Origin of the sequence: Arthrobacter sp. E3 (assembly GCF_017353415.1) — a bacterium.
Taxonomy (GTDB): Bacteria; Actinomycetota; Actinomycetes; order Actinomycetales; family Micrococcaceae; genus Specibacter.
In genome coordinates this window covers 104,595-127,383 of record NZ_JAFMPX010000007.1, presented here as the reverse complement: position 1 = coordinate 127,383, position 22,789 = coordinate 104,595, and the positions used below count along the sequence as shown (strand labels likewise).

General features: G+C 62.6%; 18 protein-coding genes. 13 read left to right on the top strand and 5 right to left on the bottom strand.

The window, feature by feature from the left end:
• The first annotated feature begins 208 nt into the window (after window positions 1-208).
• On the top strand, window positions 209-3,604 hold the full coding sequence (locus JMA46_RS05360) for a pyruvate carboxylase (protein WP_207344288.1): 3,396 nt from the start codon (window positions 209-211) through the stop codon (window positions 3,602-3,604).
• 81 nt (window positions 3,605-3,685) lie between these two features.
• Here the strand turns inward: JMA46_RS05360 and JMA46_RS05355 are convergent, their stop codons facing one another.
• Window positions 3,686-5,500 carry an AMP-binding protein gene (locus JMA46_RS05355; RefSeq protein ID WP_207344287.1) on the bottom strand — a complete coding sequence of 605 codons (1,815 nt, stop codon included), beginning with the start codon at window positions 5,498-5,500 and terminating at the stop codon, window positions 3,686-3,688.
• 180 nt (window positions 5,501-5,680) lie between these two features.
• Between JMA46_RS05355 and JMA46_RS05350 the strand changes: the two genes are divergently transcribed.
• Window positions 5,681-6,688 (top strand): ROK family protein, encoded by a 1,008-nt coding sequence (locus JMA46_RS05350; RefSeq protein WP_207344285.1) that lies wholly within the window; start codon window positions 5,681-5,683, stop codon window positions 6,686-6,688.
• A 30-nt stretch (window positions 6,689-6,718) separates the two neighbouring features.
• Here the strand turns inward: JMA46_RS05350 and JMA46_RS05345 are convergent, their stop codons facing one another.
• Window positions 6,719-7,285, bottom strand: a complete 567-nt coding sequence (locus JMA46_RS05345) for a hypothetical protein (RefSeq protein ID WP_207344283.1) — start codon at window positions 7,283-7,285, stop codon at window positions 6,719-6,721.
• On the bottom strand, window positions 7,275-8,018 hold the full coding sequence (locus JMA46_RS05340) for an alpha/beta fold hydrolase (RefSeq protein ID WP_207344282.1): 744 nt from the start codon (window positions 8,016-8,018) through the stop codon (window positions 7,275-7,277). Before JMA46_RS05340 ends, JMA46_RS05345 begins: the two co-directional genes overlap by 11 nt.
• Before the next feature lie 180 nt (window positions 8,019-8,198).
• Between JMA46_RS05340 and JMA46_RS05335 the strand changes: the two genes are divergently transcribed.
• Both JMA46_RS05335 and JMA46_RS05330 read left to right on the top strand, forming a co-directional pair.
• On the top strand, window positions 8,199-9,185 hold the full coding sequence (locus JMA46_RS05335; protein ID WP_207344280.1) for a 1-acyl-sn-glycerol-3-phosphate acyltransferase: 987 nt from the start codon (window positions 8,199-8,201) through the stop codon (window positions 9,183-9,185).
• An 84-nt stretch (window positions 9,186-9,269) separates the two neighbouring features.
• Window positions 9,270-10,667, top strand: a complete 1,398-nt coding sequence (locus JMA46_RS05330; RefSeq protein ID WP_207344278.1) for a 3-deoxy-7-phosphoheptulonate synthase class II — start codon at window positions 9,270-9,272, stop codon at window positions 10,665-10,667.
• A 58-nt stretch (window positions 10,668-10,725) separates the two neighbouring features.
• Here the strand turns inward: JMA46_RS05330 and pknB are convergent, their stop codons facing one another.
• Window positions 10,726-12,768, bottom strand: a complete 2,043-nt coding sequence (gene pknB / locus JMA46_RS05325) for a Stk1 family PASTA domain-containing Ser/Thr kinase (RefSeq protein WP_207344276.1) — start codon at window positions 12,766-12,768, stop codon at window positions 10,726-10,728.
• A 319-nt stretch (window positions 12,769-13,087) separates the two neighbouring features.
• Here pknB and JMA46_RS05320 point away from each other — a divergent pair, with 319 nt between their 5' ends.
• The 8 genes from JMA46_RS05320 to JMA46_RS05285 all read left to right on the top strand — a co-directional run bounded on the left by JMA46_RS05320 (window position 13,088) and on the right by JMA46_RS05285 (window position 20,761).
• On the top strand, window positions 13,088-13,522 hold the full coding sequence (locus JMA46_RS05320; RefSeq protein ID WP_207344274.1) for a hypothetical protein: 435 nt from the start codon (window positions 13,088-13,090) through the stop codon (window positions 13,520-13,522).
• Complete coding sequence (locus JMA46_RS05315) at window positions 13,519-14,445, top strand: hypothetical protein (RefSeq protein WP_207344272.1); 927 nt, start codon at window positions 13,519-13,521, stop codon at window positions 14,443-14,445. The genes JMA46_RS05320 and JMA46_RS05315 overlap by 4 nt, the downstream gene beginning before the upstream one ends.
• 64 nt (window positions 14,446-14,509) lie before the next feature.
• On the top strand, window positions 14,510-15,733 hold the full coding sequence (locus JMA46_RS05310) for a V-type ATPase 116kDa subunit family protein (protein WP_207344270.1): 1,224 nt from the start codon (window positions 14,510-14,512) through the stop codon (window positions 15,731-15,733).
• Window positions 15,730-16,158, top strand: a complete 429-nt coding sequence (locus tag JMA46_RS05305; RefSeq protein ID WP_207344268.1) for an ATP synthase subunit C — start codon at window positions 15,730-15,732, stop codon at window positions 16,156-16,158. Before JMA46_RS05310 ends, JMA46_RS05305 begins: the two co-directional genes overlap by 4 nt.
• A 253-nt stretch (window positions 16,159-16,411) precedes the next feature.
• Complete coding sequence (locus JMA46_RS05300) at window positions 16,412-16,933, top strand: V-type ATP synthase subunit E family protein (RefSeq protein ID WP_207344266.1); 522 nt, start codon at window positions 16,412-16,414, stop codon at window positions 16,931-16,933.
• The gene (locus tag JMA46_RS05295) at window positions 16,921-18,669 is read left to right on the top strand and encodes a V-type ATP synthase subunit A (RefSeq protein WP_207344264.1); all 1,749 of its coding nucleotides are present in this window, start codon (window positions 16,921-16,923) and stop codon (window positions 18,667-18,669) included. Before JMA46_RS05300 ends, JMA46_RS05295 begins: the two co-directional genes overlap by 13 nt.
• A complete protein-coding gene (locus tag JMA46_RS05290) occupies window positions 18,666-20,117 on the top strand; it encodes a V-type ATP synthase subunit B (protein WP_247647067.1) in 1,452 nt (483 codons plus the stop codon). Before JMA46_RS05295 ends, JMA46_RS05290 begins: the two co-directional genes overlap by 4 nt.
• A complete protein-coding gene (locus JMA46_RS05285) occupies window positions 20,114-20,761 on the top strand; it encodes a V-type ATP synthase subunit D (protein WP_207344258.1) in 648 nt (215 codons plus the stop codon). Before JMA46_RS05290 ends, JMA46_RS05285 begins: the two co-directional genes overlap by 4 nt.
• A 138-nt stretch (window positions 20,762-20,899) precedes the next feature.
• Here JMA46_RS05285 and JMA46_RS05280 read toward each other — a convergent pair whose 3' ends face one another.
• Window positions 20,900-22,222 carry a LysM peptidoglycan-binding domain-containing protein gene (locus JMA46_RS05280; RefSeq protein WP_207344256.1) on the bottom strand — a complete coding sequence of 441 codons (1,323 nt, stop codon included), beginning with the start codon at window positions 22,220-22,222 and terminating at the stop codon, window positions 20,900-20,902.
• A 174-nt stretch (window positions 22,223-22,396) separates the two neighbouring features.
• On the opposite strand from JMA46_RS05280, the gene JMA46_RS05275 reads away from it, so the two are divergent.
• Window positions 22,397-22,750 (top strand): Rv2175c family DNA-binding protein, encoded by a 354-nt coding sequence (locus JMA46_RS05275; protein WP_207344249.1) that lies wholly within the window; start codon window positions 22,397-22,399, stop codon window positions 22,748-22,750.
• Window positions 22,751-22,789: the final 39 nt, after the last annotated feature.

Below are 22,789 nucleotides of genomic sequence, written 5' to 3'. Positions count from 1 at the left end.
CCCCACAAACCTTTGGGGGGGGCCCCCACAACCGTGGTGGCTGTGTGATTTGCTACGCTGACAACGGTGAGTTGCAGCACAGCCTGCAATGCTGCCTCACCACATGGGGGACTAGCCTGGATTCACACGGGGCAGGTTCTCTCAGCTTTGCGGCCGCACCGCCACCGTGGTGCAGCCGTCACGACATTTTCGTCAAAACAGGAGTGAAATGTTTTCCAAGATTCTGGTAGCCAACCGCGGCGAAATCGCCATCCGCGCCTTTCGTGCCAGCTACGAGCTGGGCGCCAAGACGGTTGCGGTGTTCCCGTATGAGGACCGAACCTCGACGCACCGCCAAAAGGCGGACGAGGCTTACCTGATCGGGGAGGAAGGGCACCCCGTCCGCGCCTACCTTGACGTGGCGGAGATTATCCGTGTCGCCAAGGAATCAGGGGCGGACGCTATCTACCCCGGCTACGGTTTCCTCTCGGAAAACCCGGAACTGGCGGCAGCCGCCAGGGACGCTGGCATCACGTTTGTGGGCCCCCCGGCCGAAGTACTGGAATTGACCGGCAACAAGGTCCACGCCATTGAGGCCGCCCGCAAGGCGGGCATCCCTGTTTTGAAATCCAGCGAACCCAGTGACGATCTTGACTACCTGCTCAGTGCGGCTGCAGATATTGGCTACCCCATCTTTGCGAAGGCTGTTGCAGGCGGCGGCGGTCGCGGCATGCGCCGGGTGGAAAAGGCCGAGGATCTCGAAGACGCCCTGCGCGCTGCCATGCGCGAGGCTGATGCAGCATTCGGTGACGCCACCATGTTCCTGGAACAAGCCGTGTTGCGTCCGCGCCACATTGAAGTGCAGATCCTCGCGGACGGCGAAGGCAACGTCATCCACCTGTTCGAGCGCGACTGCTCGCTGCAGCGACGCCACCAAAAGGTCATCGAGATCGCCCCGGCGCCAAACCTTGACGAGAACATTCGCAAGGCCCTCCACGGCGACGCCGTCAAGTTTGCCAAGGCCATGGGCTACGTGAACGCCGGAACCGTGGAGTTCCTCGTGGACACCGTCGGTGAGCGCGCCGGCCAGCACGTGTTCATTGAAATGAACCCGCGCATCCAGGTGGAGCACACGGTCACGGAGGAGATCACCGACGTCGACCTTGTCCAGGCACAGATGCGCATCGCCGCAGGTGAAACCCTGGCAGACCTTGGCTTGAGCCAGGACAGCGTCCACGTCAAGGGTGCCGCCCTGCAGTGCCGCATCACCACCGAGGACCCCGCCAACGGCTTCCGCCCCGACGTCGGAACCATCACCACGTACCGGTCAGCTGGCGGTGCGGGCATCAGGCTCGACGGCGGCACCATATACACGGGCGCTGTCATCAGCCCGCACTTTGACTCCATGCTCGTGAAGCTCACGTGCCGCGGCCGCGACTACAAAACCGCCGTGGGCCGTGCCCGCCGTGCCCTTGCGGAGTTCCGCATCCGCGGAGTCTCCACGAACATCGCCTTCCTGCAGGCAGTGCTGGAAGACCCAGCGTTCAACGCCGGTGACGTGGCAACGTCGTTCATCGACGAGCGCCCCGAACTGCTCGAATACCGCGGTTCCTCGGACCGTGGCACGAAGCTGCTGACCTGGCTTGCCGACGTCACAGTGAATAAGCCGCACGGCGAACTGAACGCGCTGGCGGACCCGGCCAGCAAGCTGCCTGAAGTTGATCCGACCACGGCCCCCACCGGAACGCGCCAACAGCTGGCAGAACTGGGCCCGGAAGGCTTCGCCGCAGCTCTGCGTAGGCAAACTGCCGTAGCCGTCACCGACACAACTTTCCGCGACGCCCACCAGTCCCTGCTGGCCACCCGAGTCCGCACCCGGGACCTTGCCGCTGCCGGTCCGGCTGTCTCCGTGCTGACGCCGCAGCTGTTCTCCGTTGAGGCGTGGGGCGGGGCCACCTATGACGTCTCGCTGCGCTTCCTGGGCGAGGACCCCTGGCAGCGTCTGGCCACCTTGCGCGAAGCCCTTCCGAACGTCTGCCTGCAGATGCTGCTGCGCGGACGGAACACGGTGGGTTACACGCCGTACCCGGCAGAGGTGACCGACGCGTTCGTGAAGGAGGCTGCGGCCAGCGGAATCGACATTTTCCGCATCTTTGACGCACTCAACGACGTGGATCAGATGGTGCCTGCCATCCAAGCTGTGCGCGCCACGGGCACCGCAGTTGCCGAAGTGGCCCTGTGCTACACCGGGGATCTCCTTGACCCGGCGGAAACCATCTACACCCTCGACTACTACATGGCCTTGGCACAGCGCATTGTCGACGCCGGTGCGCACATCCTGGCCATCAAGGACATGGCCGGCGTGTTGCGCCCAGCTGCAGCTGCGAAGCTGGTCACGGCTTTGCGCGAACGCTTTGAGCTGCCGGTGCACCTGCACACCCATGACACGGCCGGTGGCCAGCTCGCCACGCTGATGGCTGCCATCAATGCAGGGGTCGACGCCGTTGACGTCGCCTCCGCCGCCTTGGCCGGCACCACCAGCCAGCCCTCGGCTTCAGCCCTAGTTGCCGCGTTGGCGCACACCGAGCGGGACACGGGCATCGACCTGGCCGCCATCAGCTCCCTTGAGCCTTACTGGGAAGCTGTACGCCGCCTGTACTCACCGTTTGAATCAGGTCTGAGCGCACCCACCGGCCGCGTCTACCTGCATGAAATCCCCGGTGGTCAGCTCTCCAACTTGCGCCAGCAGGCCATTGCACTGGGCCTCGGGGAGCGCTTCGAGGAAATCGAGGACATGTACACCGCTGCGGACCGGATCCTGGGGCACCTGGTGAAGGTCACGCCGTCGTCCAAGGTGGTGGGGGATCTGGCCCTGCACCTGGTGGGCATCAAGGCCGACCCGGCCGACTTTGAGGCGAACCCGCAAAACTACGACATCCCCGACTCCGTCATCGGCTTCCTCGGCGGCGAGCTGGGTACCCCGCCCGGCGGCTGGCCGGAGCCGTTCCGCACGAAGGCGCTGCAGGGGCGCACCGTCGTTAAACGGGTGGGCACACTCAGCACAGAGGACAGTGCGGAACTGGCCGGGGATAGCGAAACCCGCCGCGCAGCCCTGAACCGGCTGCTGTTCGCAGGGCCCACGAAGGACTTCCAGACTGTACGCGACACGTACGGCGACGTCTCCGTCCTTGACACACGCGACTACTTGTTCGGCCTGCGCCGCGGCGTGGAGCACGTCATTGCTTTGGACAAGGGTGTACGCCTGATCGCGGTCCTGGAGACCGTCTCCGAGGCCGATGAAAAGGGCATGCGCACCGTCGTGTGCAAGCTCAACGGCCAGAGCCGCCCCGTGACAGTGCGCGACCGCGGCATTGAAAGCACCGTCAAGGCCGCTGAGCAGGCCGATGCGAACGTACCGGGCCAGGTCGCAGCACCGTTCGCCGGTGCCGTTAGTGTCAAGGTGGAGGTGGGTGACGTCGTCGAGGCAGGGTCCACCATCGCCACGATTGAGGCCATGAAGATGGAGGCGTCAATTACGACGCCGGTGGGCGGCACCGTCTCCCGCCTCGCCGTTTCCGGTGTGGCCCAGGTGCAAGGCGGGGACCTGCTGGTGGTCATCAGCTAGTCCAGACGGCTGCGGGGGCTGTTGTGGTGATCGGAGGCTGCTATAGCAGCCTCCGATCACCACAACAGCCCCCGCGCTTTGTTAGACCGGCTTTTTGCTCAGGTAGATCTCTTCAACCACGGAGTCATAGTCCTTCATGACCTGGGCCCGCTTGACCTTCAGGGACGGGGTCAGATGGCCGGAGGACTCGGTGAAGTCGCTGTCCACGATCCTGAACTGCTTGATGGCCTCGGCGTGTGAAACGGAAGAGTTGGCGCGGTTTACTGCTGCCTGGACGGCCGCAATGACGTTCGGGTGCTCGGCGGCCTCCGCGACGGTGATGCCTGCGGGCAGGCCGTGCTGCTTGCCCCACTGTGGCAGTGCTTCCTCATCTATGGTGACCAGGGCGGCAATGAACGGGCGCTGCTCGCCAATGACCACGCATTGGGAAACGATGCTGTCGGCGCGGATCTGGTCCTCCAACAGGGCGGGGACCACATTCTTGCCGCTGGAGGTCACGATGATTTCCTTCTTGCGCCCGGTGATGGTCAGGAAGCCCTGGTCGTCGAGCTGGCCGATGTCCCCCGTGCGGAACCATCCGTCCACGAAGTTTTCCGCCGTCAGGTCGTCGCGGCCAAAGTAGCCCTTCATGACGCAGACGCCCTTGGCGAGGATTTCGCCGTCGTCCGCGATCTTCACGGCATTGCCGGGAAGCGGGGCCCCCACCGTGCCGATCTTGATCCGCTCGGGGCGGTTGACAGTGATCGGGGCCGTGGTTTCCGTCAGGCCGTAGCCCTCAAGGATCTGCAGTCCGATGCCCTGGTAGAAGTGGCCCAGACGCTCACCGAGTGGGCCGCCGCCGGATACCGCGTGGCGGACGTTGCCGCCCATGGCCGCGCGCAGCTTCGTGTAGACAAGCTTGTCAAAGAGGGTGTGCTTGAGCTTGAGCACCAGCCCTGCGCCGCCGTCCTGCTGCGCGCGGGAGTATGCGATGGCGGTTTTGGCGGCGGCAGCAAAGATCTTTCCCTTGCCTTCGCCCTCGGCCTTGAGGGAGGCGGAGTTGTACACCTTTTCAAAGACGCGAGGCACGGCCAGGATGAAGGTTGGCTTGAAGCTCTGCAGGTCCTCCAGCAGGTGCTTGATGTCCGGTGTGTGGCCCACCTTGGCGCCGCCGGCCACTGCCAGCACGGAGATGTACCTGGCAAAGACGTGGGCCAGTGGAAGGAACATCACGGTTTGTGAGCCTGGTGTCACCACGGTGGAGGCCAGTACGGACAGTGCGTTTTCGCTTAGTTCCACAAAGTTCTTGTGGGTCAGCATGCAGCCCTTGGGGCGCCCGGTGGTGCCGGAAGTGTAGATGATGGTGGCGGTGTCTTCCAGGCCGTTGGCGGCCCGTGCGGCTTCCAACGCTTCGTCACTGACTTCGCGGCCTGCTTCGCGGAGCACATCGAGGCCGTCTCCTTCGAGCTGCCAGACGTGGGTCAGTGCGCTCAAGTCCTCATTGTGGGCTGCCTGGCGGATGACATTTTCATGCGCGCCGGTTTCGGCAAAGATTGCCACGGCGGCAGAGTCGCCCAGATTCCAGGCCACCTGGGAGGGGGAGGAGGTTTCATAGATCGGAACGGAGACAGCCCCGGCAAACCAGATGGCAAAGTCCACCAGCGACCATTCGTAGCATGTGCGGGCCATGATGCCGACCCGGTCACCAACCTCGATCCCGGAGGCTATCAGGCCCTTTGCAAGCGCGCTTACATCAGCGAGAAACTCCTTGGCGGACACATCGACCCAGACGTTGTCTTCATTGCGCCGGGAGAAAAGTGCGGGGTTGCTGGGCAGTTTTGCCTGCCGCAGCACAAAATCCGTTGTGTTCATGGTGCTGGGGCTGACTACCTTGGCCGGAACGGAAATCTCTTGCACAATAGCTCCTTTGATATGTGGGCCGTCGATCGTGTTGCTTCACTCTATCGGCCATGGTTGCGATTCGCGCGAACCGTTATGTTACTCATGAGTAACTTTATGTTGTCCACCTCACACAATCAATATCAGTCCAGCAGTGCTGGCCGTGGAGTGGGCCATGGGCATGGATAGAATCAGAGGATGCTCCCGCCAGTCCTTGGATCCCTGCCCGTCCACCCAGTGCCTGCCCACCCCGAAGGAAGCCACCTCCCGTTGGTGTTGGGGATAGACGTTGGTGGCACCAAAGTGGCTGCCGGTGTGGTGGACGGTAATGGCGCCATCCTGGAAGTGATTCGGCGGGCCACACCGGGACGTGACGCACGCGCCGTCGAAGGTGTCATTGCGGAACTGGTCCAGGAGTTGGGTGCGCGGCACGAGATTTCCTCCGTTGGCATCGGCGCTGCAGGGTGGATGGATTTAGCTGGTGCTCGGGTGGTCTTCAGCCCGCACCTTGCCTGGCGCGATGAACCATTGCGGGAGAACCTGGAGAAGTTGCTCCACCGCCCCGTCCTTGTCACGAACGACGCCGATGCCGCCGCCTGGGCGGAAGCTCGCTTTGGTGCCGGGCGCGGATACAGCCGGCTGATCATGCTGACCTTGGGAACAGGCATTGGCGGGGCACTGGTCATCGATGGGGGGGTGGAGCGCGGCAGCTTTGGCATGGCAGGGGAATTTGGCCACCAGATCATCATGCCCGGCGGACACCGCTGCGAATGCGGGAACCGTGGCTGCTGGGAACAATACGCTTCAGGGAACGCGCTGGGGCGCGAAGGGCGTGAACTGGCCAAGAAGCACTCGCCCATGGCGGCGGGACTGCTGGCCGCTGTCAACGGCAAACACAAGGACATCACTGGAAGCGTGGTGACGGAACTCGCGTTGCAGGGCGAGGCCACGGCGCGCGAGCTGGTGGCAGAAGTGGGGGACTGGCTGGGGCTGGGCATCGCCAACCTGGCGGCTGCGCTTGACCCGGCACTATTCATTGTTGGCGGCGGGCTCAGTGCTGCCGGCGAGCTCATGCTTGAACCCGCGCGGAGGGCATTCTCCCGCAACCTGACCGGGCGCGGCTACCGTCAGGAGGCTGTCATCACAGTTGCACAGCTGGGCCCCATGGCCGGTCTCATTGGTGCCGCAGACCTGTCCCGCAGGTGAAGCCGAACGTGCCGTCTTAGCCGTGCCGTCTTAGACGACGGCGCCGTCGCCGCTGTCGTGATCGCGGTGGTTGGGCAGCCGGTACAGCAGGTAACCTGCGCCGGCAAAGAATGCCAAGATGACGCCAAAGACGAGCATCAGTGGAATTTGGCGCCAGAAAATTGCCGAGAAAACAAGGAACAGTGGACCGCCGACGGCGGCGATCCAGGACAACATGATAACCGGTTCGGTATTGCTCAAACTCGGCAGATCAGCCGGAACAAACGTGTCGTCGTCGTCCTCAACGCCGTAGTCGCGCGGCCCAAACGCTGCGGCAGCTCCGGCGTCGTACATGTCAGGGTGGTGATCTCCTGCAGCCGGTTCCTGCGGCACGGGGGCCGATTGGCGGGACCACACACCCAGCGGATCGAAGTCGGAAACACCTTTGCTGTCAGCGGTGTTATTGGTGCCACCAGCTCCTGCTGCGGTGCTCCCGTCCTTGAGCTCCTCATCCATAAAGGCATCCTCGGCTTGTTCCAGCCGTGCCACGAGATCACGCCAGACTGCCTCGTCATCGCCGCCCGTTTGCGGCATGCCCGCTCCGGGGTCAGAGTGCATGGTGGTTCCTTCGGAAGAAGTCGGCGGACTGGGAAAAGATCAAGGGAGCATCGTTGTCCATGGTGGCTACATGGTAGCTGTTTTCCAGTCTCACCACCTGGACGTCGCTGCTGCCAATGCGCTCCTTCAATATATCCATGCTGGTTTCCGGGACCACGTGGTCAACAGTGGAGCGAAACACCAGCGTGGGGGCTGTGACTTGTGGCAGGCGTGCGATGGTGTCTTCAAAAAGCTGTGACAGCTGGTGGACCGCAGCAACCGGTGTGCGGGCATAGGCATGTTCGCTAACGCCGGGCAGCTTGATGTCATTGCCAATGGCGGGGACGCTTTTCATGACGTGCTGCAACAGTCCCGAATATTTTGCCCTCTTGTCGGAAAACGTCAGCCCGGGGTTTACCAGCACAACACCGGCCACGGGGTGCAGAGCTGCCACGCGCAACGCCAAGGCCCCTCCCATGGACAAACCCGCCACGAACACCGTCTCGCAACGGCCTGCGAGTTCCAGATAAGCAGCCTCAAAGTCCCGGTACCAGTGCTCCCACGGTGTGCGGGAGAGATCTTGCCAACTCGTGCCGTGGCCGGCGAGCAGTGGCTGGTTGATGGCGAATCCGGCGTCGGCCAAAGACTCGCTCCAACCCTGCATGCTGACGGGAGAACCGGTGAAACCATGGCACACTGCTACACCAATGCTGGCAAGCTCCCCATGCCCCGGGGAACGGAACGATTGCACCATGGTGCTGGCCCCTTTCCTGTCCGGCAGCGGCGGCCGGAGAATTAGTGGACGTAGGAACGCGGCCGTGCTGCCGAGATTCCATGCCACGTTCACTAGACTACTGTTGATACGTCCACAGCGGGGGTACCGCAATGCACTCGGTTCGCTTGCAACCGGCAGCGCCACAGGAGGAATGCCACCGTGATCTATTGGGTATTGAAGAAGATATTTCTGGGCCCCGTACTAAAGGTGTTGTTCCGACCCTGGACGAAGGGCCTGGACAACCTTCCCGTTGATGGCCCGGCTGTGCTGGCCAGCAACCATCTTTCCTTTTCGGACTCCATCTTCATGCCCCTGATGGTGCCCCGGCCCGTGGTATTTCTGGCGAAGAGTGACTACTTCACCGGCCGTGGCATCAAAGGCCGACTGACAGCAGCCTTCTTCAAGCTCACCAACCAGCTGCCCATGGACCGCTCTGGCGGGGCGGCCTCCGCCGGTTCACTGCAAACGGGTGTGGAAGTACTCAACGGCGGCGGACTGCTGGGCATCTACCCCGAGGGCACCCGCAGCCCCGACGGGCGGCTCTACCGTGGCAAGGTGGGCGTGGCCAAACTCGTCCTGACCGCCAATGTTCCCGTCATTCCGGTGGCGATGATCGGCACCGACAAGGTTCAGCCCATCGGCCGGCGCATCCCCACCATCCGCCGCTTGGGTGTGATCTTTGGCGAGCCCATGGACTTCAGCCGGTATCAGGGCATGGCGGATGACCGGTTCGTCCAACGCTCGGTGACGGATGAGATCATGTATGAGCTCATGCGCCTCTCCGGCCAGGAATACGTTGACTCCTACGCCTCCACGGTCAAGGACAAGATAGCCGCCGAGAAAACAGCCAAAACTGCGGTCAAGCCCACAGCGGCCAAGGATGCCGACTCCGCGACCGGCCAGGACGCCGCCACGGGCAAGGAATCCGCGAATGGCAAGAATGCCAGCGATGCAGTCCGGATCGAACCACCCGCCGGCATTGTGCCCGGAACCGTCACGATCGTCGGCGCCGCGAAAGATCAGCCAAAAGCCGCCCCTTCCCCTGCCCCGGCCGCTCCTCAGACTCCTGCCGGGAGCGCGGCTGAAATTCCTGCCAAGACCACAGCTCAGGCTCCCGGGACGGAAGACGGCGGCGCCCAGCAATAGCCTCTCCGTCGGCAGGTGACACTGTGGCCATCTCAAGAAACGGACGGTTTAGTGGGGGACGCGTTTCAGGGATAGGGTTAAGGGGTGACTGATCTAACTTCCACTGCACCTTTTGCACCCGCGACCGGTTCCTCCGTCCCCGGTGCCGCAACCTACCCTGGTCTTGACGACTGGCGTGAGCTGCCCATCGCCCAACAGCCCACGTGGTCCGATTCCCCGGCGTTTGCCCCTGCGATTAAGGAACTGTCCACGCTTCCGCCGCTCGTCTTTGCCGGCGAAGTGGATGTGCTGCGTTCACGCCTGGCCCAGGCAGCTCAGGGTGAGGCGTTCCTGTTGCAGGGTGGCGATTGTGCCGAGACATTTGAAGCGGCCACAGCGGACAAGATCAGTGCCCGCGTGAAAACGATTTTGCAGATGGCCGTGGTGCTGACGTATGGCGCCCAACTTCCTGTCATCAAGATGGGCCGCATGGCCGGACAGTTCGCCAAGCCCCGCTCTTCCAACGATGAAACCCGCAATGGTGTCACGTTGCCCGCTTACCGTGGCGACATTGTCAACGGCTTTGACTTCACGCCGGAGTCCCGTCTCCACGACCCGAACCGCATGCTCAAGGCGTACCACACCTCCGCCTCGACGTTGAATTTGATCCGTGCCTTCACGCAGGGCGGTTTTGCCGATCTGCGCAGCGTGCATGAGTGGAACCGCGGCTTCACGTCCAACCCGGCCCACAGCCGCTACGAGCACCTCGCCAAGGAAATCGACAGCGCCATCAAGTTCATGGCCTCTTGCGGAGCGGACTTTGAAGCCCTCAAGACGGTGGAATTCTTTGCCAGCCACGAAGCACTGCTGCTTGACTACGAGCGCGCCCTGACACGCATTGATTCACGCACGGGCCTGCCCTATGACACCTCCGCCCACTTCCTGTGGATTGGTGAGCGCACCCGTGACCTGGAACAGGCACATGTGGACTTCCTCTCCCGGGTACGCAACCCGATTGGTGTGAAGCTTGGGCCCAGCACCAGCCCCGACGACGCACTGCGTCTGATCGAGAAGCTCGACCCCAACCGCGAGCCCGGTCGCCTGACATTCATCACCCGTATGGGCGCCACCAACATTCGCGAGAAGCTGCCGAACTTGGTGGAGAAGGTTACGGCGTCCGGCGCTCAGGTCCTGTGGGTCACGGACCCCATGCACGGCAACACCGTCACCTCACCCAACGGGTACAAGACGCGCAACTTTGACGACGTCATTGACGAGGTCCGCGGCTTCTTCGAAGTCCACCAGGCACAGGGCACGTTCCCCGGCGGCCTGCACGTGGAGATGACAGGCGACGACGTGGCCGAGTGCCTCGGCGGCGCCGACCCGATCGAACAGGAAGCATTCGTCAACGGCTACGAGTCCGTCTGTGATCCTCGCCTGAACCACAAGCAGTCACTGGAAATGGCGTTCCTCGTCTCCGAGGCACTGCGCAAGTCCAAGTAGGCAGCCCTTCGAATGGCCGCGGCCCCCACTCTTCTTGCAAAGGGCGGGGGCCGCTTTGTTAGACGACCTTCAACACGATCGTGGAGCCTTCGGGGGCCTGGCCGCCATCGGGCGTTTGGACGCGCACCGTGCCAAAGAAGCCGCCCAGAATGTTCTCGACCTTCACCTCAAAGCCAAGTCCTTCCAGCGCCTTGGTGGCCACGCCGACCTGCTTGCCCACGAAGCTGGGCACGTCGATCATCCGGGGGCCCTTCGACAAGGTCAGGGTGACGGTCTCCCCGGCCTTCAGGGTTCCAGCATCGGGGGACTGCGACACAACCGAGCCGGCTGGGACGGTGGTGCTGTTAACATTCTCCCGGGCAATCGCAGCCACGAGGCCCACCGCCTTCAGCGCTGCCCTGGCGTCGGCCTCGGACTTGCCTGCCACCGCCGGTACCGGGATCGGCTTCGGACCCAGTGAAACAGTCAAGTCCACTTTGGTGTTCCCACGGAATTCCTTGCCTGCCGGCGGATCCTGGCTCAGCACGACGCCGGCTGGAACTTTCTCGTCGTAGGTTTCGCTGACGCTTCCCACCACTTGGTGGCCGTCGGTGAGGCTCTGCTTCGCGTCCTCGAGCTGTTTGCCGGTGACGGATGGAACCGGGTACAGCACTGGGCCGCGGGAGACCCGCAGTGTGATGCCATTGAACTTGCGCACTGAAGAACCTGCGCCGGGGTCGGTTGCGACAATCAGGCCCGAGGCCACCGTCTCATCAAAGACTTCCGCTGTGGGGAAATGTTCAAAGCCGGCTGCGAGCATCATTTCTTCAGCTTGGGCCACTGACTTGTTGTGTACATCAGGAACCGTTGCCAAAGCGCCGGGCCCGAACCCCAGATACCAGCCGGCAGTGCCGGCAATGGCGCCTAAGAGCAGAACCAGCAGAATCCACACTAAAGCCCGTCGCCGCGGTTTTGCGGGGCCAAGAGACGTGCGTGGGGTGGCAGCAGCCTTGGCGCGCGCCTTCGTCTCTGCGGAGGCCTGGCGCTTCGTCAACGTCTGCGTGTTTGGGGCCACCGCGCCGTCGTGCTGGTCCGCAAAAGGGTCATCGGCGTATAGATTGCGGGAAGGCGGCAGCACAGAGGTGGGAAAGTTGGGTGCCTGCACCACCGCGGTGAGGTCTTGGGGATGTGCGAAGGGTGCAGGGACCACATCGGTGGCCTGCTGATGGGCTGCGTCAATTGCCACAGCCCTGGGCGCCCCGTCGAAGTCCAGCTCGGCAGCGGTCATGTTTGTCCGGATGTGGCGAAGCTCCTCCAACAGCGCCGTGCCATTGGACGGACGCTTGTCCGGCTCCTTCTCCGTCATCCAGCGGACCAGGTCATCCATGTCCGCTGGGAGCCCTGGAACAACCAAGGACGGGGATGGCACCTGGTCCTGTACATGGGACATGACCACAGCCACGGGAATGGTGCTGCGGAAGGGCTGCACCCCGGTGAGCAGCTCATACAGCATGATCCCAGCGGAGTAGATGTCACTACGCGCATCCCCACCGTGGCCCTGGGCGAGCTCCGGGGCGATGTAGGCGACCGTACCGAGTAAATTTCTGGTGTTGGTGGACGTGGTGACAGTCCGGGACAGTCCGAAGTCGCCAATCTTCACCCAGCCCTGGTGCGAAATCAGCACGTTTTCGGGTTTGACGTCCCGGTGTATCAGGCCCGCTTCGTGGGCGGCAGCCAAGCCTTCCACCACGGGTTCGAGAAGATCAAGGGCTTGCCGCGGACTCAGCGGGCCATCTTGGTTGATGACGTCGCGCAGCGTGTACCCATCAATAAATTCAAAGACCAGGTAGGCGTGCTGCGGGCCCACGCCGTGGTCGTGGATTTGGACCACGTGCGGGTGGGAAAGACTTGCGGCACTTTGGGCTTCCCGGCGCAGCCGCCCAATGAAATCTGCATCCGTGGCTAGGTGCGGGGGAAGGATCTTCAGCGCAATATTACGGTCGAGGCGAAGATCCTTCGCCAAATACACCGTAGACATGCCACCGTGCGCCACCTTGGACAGTACCAAGTAGCGTCCATCGACCGTTGAGCCGATCAAAGGGTCGGCGGATTCATCATGCACGCCTCCAGCTTATGTGAGCAGAAACGAAAAGGAACCGTCGGCAACACCGTGCCGGGGTTCCTTTTCGTTCAGGGCGAGCTTTCGCCTTGCCGCTTAGCGTAAATCCCTTTCCAGGCCTGAACCGGCGTCTGGTCCACCGCTCCTACGAATGTGGCGTCGATCAGGTTATTGTTGCGTGTCGTCACCCGGCGCTCCAACAGGCCCTGAAAAAACCAGGAACGAGGCCAATCGTGCCTTTGCAAATCATGAGGCCGCCGCCCCCAATTTAGACAACTGCAGGACTAGAATGGGGCCCTGTGGACCTTTCAATGGAGGTGTCGTGGCGCGATTGGGTATATTGGACCGCTTCAGGCCCGTGGGAACGCCCGGGCCAGCCGGACCAGTAGGGGTTCCGGCCACTGATGTTCAGGGACCGACTGCTGAATTGGTGCCGGTCTTCGCCGCACTTGATGCTGACGTGGAGGCTTGCGCAGTGATCGTGGAGGAAGCCCGGATCAAAGCTGCACGTGATGTAGCCGCTGCTCGCACCCATGCGGCGGCTGTCCTGGCGCGAGCCCGACTTGAGGCTGGTGCTGCACGGGCTGATGCAGCCGCAAGGGTTAGGCGAGACGCCGCGGAGCGGGACACACTGGCCATTGAGCAGGCACGCCGGGACGGCGCCGCAATTGAAGAGTCCGGCCTGGCCCGCATTCCTGCCTTCGTCGGCAAAATCATCGACACCATGCTCAGTTCACGGATTACTGGACAGAAATGAAAACAGACTGGGTTGCGTCTTCCGTGCGGGCCCGGGCCATGGCGCGACGCCGGCTAGGGGCCGGTGCGAGTCGCTCGATTGCCGCGGAACTTACTTTGGATGCCGCCCTGTCGTCACTGCAAGGGTCGAGCTACGCTGACTGGCTGGGCCATGCGTCAGGACTTGCCGAGGCCGAACGGGGAATTCAGGAGTCGGTGTTGTGGCAGGTGAGGGTGCTCGCCGGCTGGCTTCCTGCGTCGGGTACGGCGCTTGCACGGGTTGCGGCGGGGACTTTTGAAATCGAGAATATTGTAGCGTTGGCCCGCCAGCTCGAGGGCGGGCCAACTGCCCCGGCCCCCTACTACCTTGGTGCACTTGCGACAGCATGGCACAACGTCAGTGAGGCCGGTTCCAGCGAACAACTTACCGCAATCCTGCGCACCACGCCTTGGGGTGACGTCGGCGGCCTCGCCGCAGGCCCGTTGGGAGCAGCGCTGAGGGTGGCTTGGGCGCGGCGACTGCTGGCGCTGGCGCCCGCTGCACGGCCATGGTGCGGTGCCATGTGCGTCCTCACCGCGGCGCGGAGCCTGACGGTTGATGGCGCCACCGCGGCCCCGCCGCTCCTTCACCTGTTGCGCCCCGTTATTGGGCGTTCATGGGAGTCCGCTGGCAGCATCGGAGAGTTTCGGGACTCTCTTGCGCCGTCCCTGCAAAAGGTGGTCTTGGACATTGCCTCGCCAATGGAGCTGTGGCGGGCGGAAGCCCAGGCACACAGCACGGTGGAGAAGGACGGCTTCCGGCTGCTTCGCGGCTCCCTGCCCGGACCTGATGTTGTTCTAGGGGCCATTGCCGTGTTGTCGGTGGATGCATGGCGTGTACGCGCCGCCCTTGCTGCTGCGGCCGCCGGTGCAGGGTCAAGCGAGGTACTCGATGAAGCTTCGTGAATCGTTGGCTCCCGCCCGGATGCAGCGGGTTGCCCTAGTGGCTCCCCAACAGCAGCTAAGGAGCATGCTGGCGGAAATTGCACGCACTGCACTCGTCGAGCTGGATCTCCCATACGAAACAGGCAATGGTGCTGAGGAATTGGAGAGGGCGGCTGCCGCGGCCGTCGAGTCCGGGCCCACGGCCGCCCTGGTTGGCTGGGCGCCCCAAAGCGAGATCCCTGCGCTTGCGAGAGTGCTCGCACCGTTGGGGGCGGCTGTTGTTCCCCTTCCCCGGCCCAAGTGGATCCAACCTCCAACGTTGCTGGGCGGACGCGGAAAGCCCAGAACGTCCCGGACGCTCGTGGATACCTACGGAACCGTTCCCTATGCAGACCTTGACCCTTCACGCATCGCGGGAATGGCCTATGTGCTTATGTTCGGGATGATGTTTGGCGACGTGGGACACGGAGCCGTCCTGCTGGTCTGCGGACTGGTTTTGCGAAGCGGCCGCATCAAGAAGGCTGCCGCGCTGCAACGAACGTGGCTTTTCGTCAGCGGAGCAGGCCTAGCCGCAATCGCCTTCGGCTTCCTCTACGGGGAGGCTTTCGGCCCCACCGGCCTGGTGCCCGTGTTGTGGTTGGATCCTTTGGCGAACCCGGTGCCGTTGCTGCTGGCCGGCTTGGGAGTAGGGGCATTCCTACTCGCAGGCGCCTACGCCATCGGTACGATCAATCGTGTGCGGGAGGGCGGCTGGGGTTTGGCGCTTTATGCCCGCTCCGGTGCCGCCGGTTCACTGTTGTTTGTATCCGTTGGGCTTCTTGTTTGGGGGCTCACCGCAGGCATAGGAATGATGATCGCCTCAGCCATCATCATCGCCCTTGGGGCGCTGGTTTTCATCTTTATAGGCCTTTATGTTGAAGCGGGGGGAGGAGGAACTGCGGTCATCCAGGCGTTCATCGAACTCGTGGACACCGTTATCCGGCTGGGCTCAAATATCGTCTCCTTCGCACGCCTCGCCGCATTCGGGTTGACCCATGCCGCGCTCTTGATGGTGGTTTGGAACGGCACGACGTCGTTGTGGGCTCCTGGGTGGCGTGCCGGGGCGGCAGTCCTGTTGTTCCTTGTAGGCAATATCGTCACCTTTGCGCTGGAGGCCCTGGTGGCGGGAATTCAGGCACTTCGCCTGGAGTACTACGAATTGTTCTCCCGAATCTTCCAATCCGAGGGCCGTCCGTTCAAACCGTGGACAATAGACTTGGACACCGTAACTGCCTCCACAGGCACACGAGCTGAAAGGCCTCTGCCATGAATCTTTGGTTAGGCACCCTCCCCGTCTTTTTAGTTGCTGCGACTTTAGCGATCCTTCTCGTCAAACGCTGGAGAAAATCGGCGTTGAAAATATTCACGGCCCTCAACATCGTGATGATGGCCGGCGCCTTGGCCTTGCTGGCTGGCGCATTGAGTGCGGCTCCTGCAGCCGCAACGGGCAGTGTTGCGGCTGCCGCCGCCACACCTGCAGGCGCCGGAGGGGCGGCCCTGATAGCGGCAGCCATTGCAGTCGCAGGTTCCTCGATCGGTGCAGCTTTTGCCGTTGCCTACACAGGATCCGCTGCACTGGCGGCGATGAGTGAGCGCCCAGAAATTTTTGGGCGGGCCATGGTGGTGGTCGGCCTCGCCGAAGGAATCGCTATTTATGGCCTCATTATTTCCATCATTTTGATCGGTAAGGCATGAACGTGGGAGCCTCCACAAGGTCTGAACATGCAGCTGCCAATACGGTCGCGGCGATCGGAGAGCATGCCCTTGTGGAAGGGTTCCGGCTTGCCGGTGTATGCATCCATGCATGCCGTAGCGACCAGAAAATCCTCAGCGCCTGAAACGCACTTCCGAAAGCCACGTCCGTGGTGATCCTTACGCCACGCTCGGCCCGGGTGCTGGAATCAGCGCTTTCCGATCCCAAGTCACCCATGACGGTGGTGCTTCCTTCATGACCATGCTGTCGCCGGAAGCTGACGGTGCCCTCGCCCCCATTCGGGAGGCCCTCCGGTCAGCGGCAGATGAGGAGGCCTCCGAACTTAGGGAGGCGGCCCGCCAGCAAGTCATTGCCCTGCTGGCTGACTCGCGGGAACAAGCCGCCCTCATCGTGGCTGCAGCTGTAAAGGACGGCGAGGCGGCGGCTCGGTCCGAGGCAGCTCTTCGGTCGTCCAGGGTACGCCGGGAGGCCAACGAACTTGTCTTGGCACAGCGCAGCAGACTGCTGCAGGAACTCCGCCAGCAGTTGCGGACCAGAGCCCTTACGCTGCAACACGACCAACGATACCCGGCACTGGTGAATGCGCTGACGCAGCACTGTCTGGACCTGCTGGGAGCGGCAGCCAGCGTGTCCATGAGTCCTGACGGAGGCGTCATCGGAGAGGCAGGCGCGCGTCGACTGGATCTTTCCCTTCCCATTCTGGCGGGGATGACCCTGGAGTCCATGCCCGAGGCGCGTGAGCTGTGGAATCTTTAGCAGCCCGGCAGGATGGCCGGGTCGTGCGGGTCAGCGGACCCTTGGTGGAGGTTGAGGGCGTGGAAGGTTTATCCATGCTTGAACTGATCACAGTGGGACCCCAGCGGATCATCGCGGAAACGGTGGCCATCGTGGGCAACAAGGCCACACTTCAGGCCTATGAATATACTGGCGGGTTGAAAGCGGGCGATGTTGCCGCCGCCACCGGCGACGAGCTGTCCGGGCTCATGGGTCCGGGTCTGCTCGGCCAGGTCTTCGACGGCTTGATGCGGCCCCTATCCTCGGCGCCTATGTGGCTGACACCGGAACGATCGGGTTCCTTGGCAGACCCCGTGGTCCTGGCACGCGAATGGACCTTTAATCCCACGGCAGTTGCCGGCACCAATGTTTCGCCCGGCGATATTCTCGGCACTGTGCCGGAATCAGGCTCGGTTGAGCATCGGGTTCTGGTGCCTGCCGGTGTGTTCGGCGAGCTGAGCTGGTTGGCCCAGGAAAGCCGCGTGCGGGGGGTTGACCCGATAGCCGTGGTGGCTGGCACCAGCGTGACCCTCGCCGAACCCTCACCGATACGACGGGCCCGTCCGTTCCGTTCGCGAAACACTGACGCAGTGCCGCTGCATACCGGCCAACGAGTCCTCGACCTGATGTTTCCGGTGGCACGTGGGGCTGCCGCGACGGTGCCTGGAGGCTTCGGAACTGGGAAAACGATGATGTTGCAGCAGATCGCCAAGTGGAGTGATGCCGACGTCATTGTCTACGTGGGCTGTGGGGAGCGAGGCAACGAAATGGCTGATGTGCTGGCCGGTTTGTCGCAGCTCGAGGACGCCAGAACCGGGGGCAAGCTGATCGACCGCACCGTCATCATCGCCAACACCTCAAACATGCCCATGATGGCTCGCGAGGCGAGCATTTTTACCGGTATCACGGTGGCAGAGTACTACCGTGATATGGGATATGACGTTGTCGTGATCGCCGACTCCACGTCGAGGTGGGCCGAAGCGCTGCGGGAATTCGCCAACCGGAACGGCGACCTTCCTGCGGAAGAAGGCTATCCCGCCAACCTGTCCTCCGAACTGGCCTCTTTCTACGAGCGGGCTGGCCGTGTCACAACTCTCGGCGGGCAGACCGCCTCAGTTACCGTGATCGGCGCCGTTTCTCCGCCCGGTGGGGACATGACGGAACCCGTCACCACCGACTCCCAACGTTTTGTGCGGTCACTGTGGATGTTGGACAGGGACCTGGCCTATTCCCGGCACTATCCTGCCGTCAGCTGGACCGGCTCCTTTGCCAGGGATGCTGAAGAACTTGGAGCGTGGCATGCGGCCAACGGCCGACCGGATTGGGCAGCCCGCAGGGAACGGGCAATTGCCCTGCTGGCGGAGTCGGACCGGCTGGCCGAACTGGCAGAGATTATCGGCAGTTCGTCGTTACCGGCCCAGGAACGTGTGCTGTTGCTCGGAGGCAGGCTGCTCAGGGACGGAGTGCTGATGCAGAACGCACTGAATGCCAACGATGCCTTTTGTTCGACGGGAAAAGCCGCCGCACTGCTGGACCTGGTGCTTGATGTGGTGGATGCCTGCCAACGGCTCATTGAGCGTGGCGTGTCAGCAACGACCATTGAGCAAGTCGACCTCGGACCGGTGCTTCGAGCCCGCGAAGAATGCGGCCCTGCGGATGCAGCGGCTGTCAGGGCCCGCGGCGTTGAGTTTCTCATGGAGCTGGAGACCCTGAAATGATGGACTTGCGTGGAGCTTCGCCGGGCCAGGGCGAAGCCGCAGCGCCAGCCCCAGCTGTTCGCTTTGCTCCGCAGGTCTCTCACGGAGACATTCGTGAGCTTCGCGGTCCGCTGCTCGTGGTTGGCGGTGTCCATGGCGTCGGGTGGGACGAATTTGCCACCGTTGACATGGCACGCGGCGAGTGCAGACACGGACTTGTACTTGAAGTGGATCATGACCTTGCCACCTTGCAAGTGCTGGAAAGCACTGACGGCATGTCTCTGGAGGGAATTCGAATCCGTTTCGATGGCCGCCCACTGCACGTTCAAGTGGGAACGGAATGGCTTGGGCGGGTCTGCAATGGTCGTGGAGAACCACTCGATGGTGGACCACCTGTGACGGGTACGGCGACGCTGCCTGTCAGCGGGTGGCCCCTGAACCCAGTTTACCGGGATCCTCCACAGGAGCCCGTCCTGACCGGCATCTCCGTCATCGATGGGCTGGCCACGCTTGTCAGGGGACAAAAACTGCCTATTTTCTCGGTGCCGGGCCTACCTCATTTGACGCTGGCAACGCAGATCGCGGCGCAGGCGACCGCTGGCGGCCAGACGTTTCGCGTGGTGTTCGCTGCCATGGGGTTGACCCATGCCGACATTGCGTATGTCAGGGACCGTCTTGAAGAACGGTCTGCAGGAGGCGAGCTGACACTACTCCTCAATGCCGCAGACGATCCGGTCATTGAACGGATACTCACCCCGAGAATTGCACTGACCATAGCGGAACATCTGGCATACACCGAAGGCCATGATGTGCTTGTGATCATGTCGGACATGACCAGTTACGCCGAAGCCGTTAGAGAAGTATCTGCGGCCCGGCGGGAAATACCGGCCCGGCGGGGGTATCCAGGCTACCTCTACAGCGATCTTGCAACCCTGTACGAGCGCTGCGGACGGGTCAAGGGCCGCGACGGTTCGGTGACAATCGTGCCTGTGTTGACAATGCCCGGCGGGGACATCACGCACCCTGTGCCCGATTTGACTGGCTACATCACTGAGGGTCAGATTGTCCTTTCACAGGACGTGGCAGCCCGGGGCATCTACCCGCCGGTGGATGTCCTTTCCTCGCTGTCGCGCTTGATGCGCAGCGGGGCAGGCAAGGGACGCACCAGGGAGGATCATCTTGACGTGGCGGCCCAGGTGCTGGCCGCCCTGGCCCGTGCTCGGCAGGCAACTGAGCTGGCCGAGCTGGTGGGAGAGGCAGCTTTGAGCGAAACCGACCGCAGCTACATCAAGTACCGAACCCTGGTGGAGGAGGGACTTTTTGACCAAGGACGGGACGAAGTGAGGTCCTTGGCGGATACGCTTGACCGGGCGTGGGCTGCTCTGGCAGCTCTTCCGAAACAGGAATTGACCATGCTGTCGACCGCGCTCCTGGAGAAATACTTGCCCAAGGGGGATGACGGTGAATGAGCAGCATGGGGCGGGCGGCTAAGGTCCAGATCGAGCGCCGGTTGGAGACAGCCCGCCACGGGGCACGCCTCCTGGATCGTAAGCAGCACCTCTTGGGGGACCAGCTTGAACAGGTTCAACTCAACGCTGAACTGGCCTGTAAGGAATGGGAGTCCCTTGCCAGGGAGGCCGCCCTTTGGATGCGCCGCTGCGCCGCCCTGGATGGAAGCGCCAGGATAGAGTCAGCGGCACCATTGGAAGCCTCCACAGTCGTGTTGACGTGGGGCAACGCGATGGGCGTGCGGTTTCCCGAAGGCTCGGAATGCCGTCTCCCGGAGCTGCCGCCGATGGGGGGAAGCTCAGCCTTGTCCTACACGGCTTCAGCACATCGCAGGGCACTTGTTGCGGGAGTTCGGTATGCGGCTCTCAAGCGTGCGGCAATGCAGCTGTCTGCCGAGCTCGCAGCAACAAGGACCCGCCAGCGGGCAGTTGAAAACCGTTGGATTCCCAGACTCGAAAATAACCTGCAGACTATCCGACGACTCCTGGACGCGCAAGAACTTGAGGAAAGCCTGCGTCTTCGCTGGGCTGCCGACCGAAAACCGGGAAATACGGCCAAAGTGGCACAGACTTTCGACACGACGGAACGACATGTTCGTCAGTGATCCAACAACCTCATAGGCAAGGGTCAACCCAACCTTGTACTACAACGGCGGATGTGCCCGGCCCCATGCAACACCCCCGGCCAAGCCATCCGCCGTTCACTCACCGCCTCAGCGCGCCGGTCCCTTGCAAATCGCTTTCTAGCGGAAAAGCTCGCGGTTGGCCTTGATGCCAGCCACATAGTTCACCGTGTCACCGAACATGCCGTAGATACTCACTGAGTACTGTCCCTGGTAATACCCCGCAATGGCAATGTCCTCGCTTGCGGCGCCTCGGTGCAGTGCCCGAATGATGGCCACGCCTGCAGTGACATTGTCCTGCGGGTCGAGCAGGTTCAGCTGGCGTCCCACCAAGCCCGAGGCCCACTCGCCAGCCGAAGGGATGACTTGCATGGTGCCAATGGCGTTGGCGGGGGACACCGACTGGTGGTTGAAGCCGGATTCCTGCTGCGCGAACGCCATGGCCAGTGCCGGATCAACGCCCATGCTGGTAGCCGTGCTGGCTACCAGTTGCTGCATCTGGGACCGTGAAGGGGACGGCGCGGCCAGCAAGGCCGCCTTGTTCCGGTCGGCGTCATTGACCACGGCGTCGGGGTAGGTGTAGTGCAGGAAGGTGCTGGGCACGCGCTGATCGGCTCTCAGGGCTGGGGCTTCCGCGACAGGTGCTATGGCGGTCACGGAGCTTGAGGCAGCGTTGACGCCGGGAATGGAAAGCGTCTTGCCCGGGTAGATGGTCGTCTTCGGGTCCGCTCCGTTGGCGACCAGCAAGGAGGACAGGCTCACATTGTGCTTGGCGGCGATGGCTGAGAGCGTGTCACCGGCGCGGATCACGTATTTGCCCCCGCCGCCGGTGTTCTGTACCTGCTCCGAGGAGGCCGACGGCGAAGCCGCCGCAGCCTTCCCTCCAACCTTGACGCTCTGGCCGGGGTGGATGACGGAGCTGCCGCTGAGCCCGTTCAGCGAAAAGATAGTCGCCAGGGAGATGTTGTGTTGGGCTGCAATACCGCCCAAGGTGTCCCCAGTACGCACGGTGTAGTTGGCCTCGGAGGACGGAGCCGCTGGAGCTGCGCCCTGGCCCGCTGCGGCACCTGAAATTTTCAGGACCTTGCCGGGGTGAATGAGTGTGCTGGCCGTCAGGTTGTTGGCTGAGAGCACCGAATCCGTAGACACCCCGAAGCGGGCAGCAATGGCTGACACGGTGTCGCCTGCCACAACTGTGTGCGTGATGGCCCCCACGGGCTGAGCTTTCAAGAAAGCCTTGACCGCCCCGCCCGTGGCCATGATGCTCCGTGGTAGGGAGCTGGCCACCATGGCTGCCGGAATGCTGTTCCCGGCTGCGTATGCCTGGACGGCGGCGGCCGGGTGGGCCAACACCAGCGAAGAGAGTATGACCACCGGAATGGCGGCGGTGGCGACAGCCACCAGCTTTTTACTGCCGGAGGTCAAAAGTTGTGATTGCGTCATGGGTGCATACCTCAAGGTTTCGTTACGGATGGGGCTAATGATGATGGTGTTTCTAAAGCGACTAGAAGTGAATTTACACGAAAATACCCATGAGTAGGCTCTAACCGTCTCGCAGCCCTTTGCACACGTCACTAAATTTGTACAGGAACAGGAAAAATGTGGGAACCTTTCAGGGTGAGTAATGTTGAAACAGTAGTCAGCGAATGGTTGCCCCTGCCCGATGTCGCCGAGATGCTTGATGTCTCGGTCACCAAAGTCCATGCCCTTGTCAAGGACGGTTCCTTGTTAGCAGCGCGCGTAGGTGAGCGTTCCATCAGGGCCGTCCCTGCGGAGTTCATTGACGGTGACCACGTTCTTGATAGCCTGAAGGGCACCATCACGGTGCTTCACGATGCCGGCTTTGAAGATGAGGAAGCCATCACCTGGCTCTACACCGCAGATGAGTCACTGCCCGGACGCCCCATTGACGCCCTACGTGAGGGCCGCAAAACTGAAATTCGCCGTCGGGCTGCAGCCCTCGGCTGGTAGCACGCCAGCAAGAAGCCAGAGCAGGAAAAAGCCTGCCAG

Bases quoted from the DNA above. Each gene is read 5' to 3' on its own strand.
- JMA46_RS05315 (WP_207344272.1), top strand. From the start codon at position 13,519: ATGAAAACAGACTGGGTTGCGTCTTCCGTGCGGGCCCGGGCCATGGCG.
- JMA46_RS05310 (WP_207344270.1), top strand. From the start codon at position 14,510: ATGCTGGCGGAAATTGCACGCACTGCACTCGTCGAGCTGGATCTCCCA.
- JMA46_RS05290 (WP_247647067.1), top strand. From the start codon at position 18,666: ATGATGGACTTGCGTGGAGCTTCGCCGGGCCAGGGCGAAGCCGCAGCG.
- JMA46_RS05305 (WP_207344268.1), top strand. From the start codon at position 15,730: ATGAATCTTTGGTTAGGCACCCTCCCCGTCTTTTTAGTTGCTGCGACT.
- JMA46_RS05340 (WP_207344282.1), bottom strand. From the start codon at position 8,018: ATGGTGCAATCGTTCCGTTCCCCGGGGCATGGGGAGCTTGCCAGCATT.
- JMA46_RS05280 (WP_207344256.1), bottom strand. From the start codon at position 22,222: ATGACGCAATCACAACTTTTGACCTCCGGCAGTAAAAAGCTGGTGGCT.
- JMA46_RS05300 (WP_207344266.1), top strand. From the start codon at position 16,412: ATGACCATGCTGTCGCCGGAAGCTGACGGTGCCCTCGCCCCCATTCGG.
- JMA46_RS05350 (WP_207344285.1), top strand. From the start codon at position 5,681: ATGCTCCCGCCAGTCCTTGGATCCCTGCCCGTCCACCCAGTGCCTGCC.
- JMA46_RS05360 (WP_207344288.1), top strand. From the start codon at position 209: ATGTTTTCCAAGATTCTGGTAGCCAACCGCGGCGAAATCGCCATCCGC.
- JMA46_RS05285 (WP_207344258.1), top strand. From the start codon at position 20,114: ATGAGCAGCATGGGGCGGGCGGCTAAGGTCCAGATCGAGCGCCGGTTG.
- JMA46_RS05345 (WP_207344283.1), bottom strand. From the start codon at position 7,285: ATGCACTCTGACCCCGGAGCGGGCATGCCGCAAACGGGCGGCGATGAC.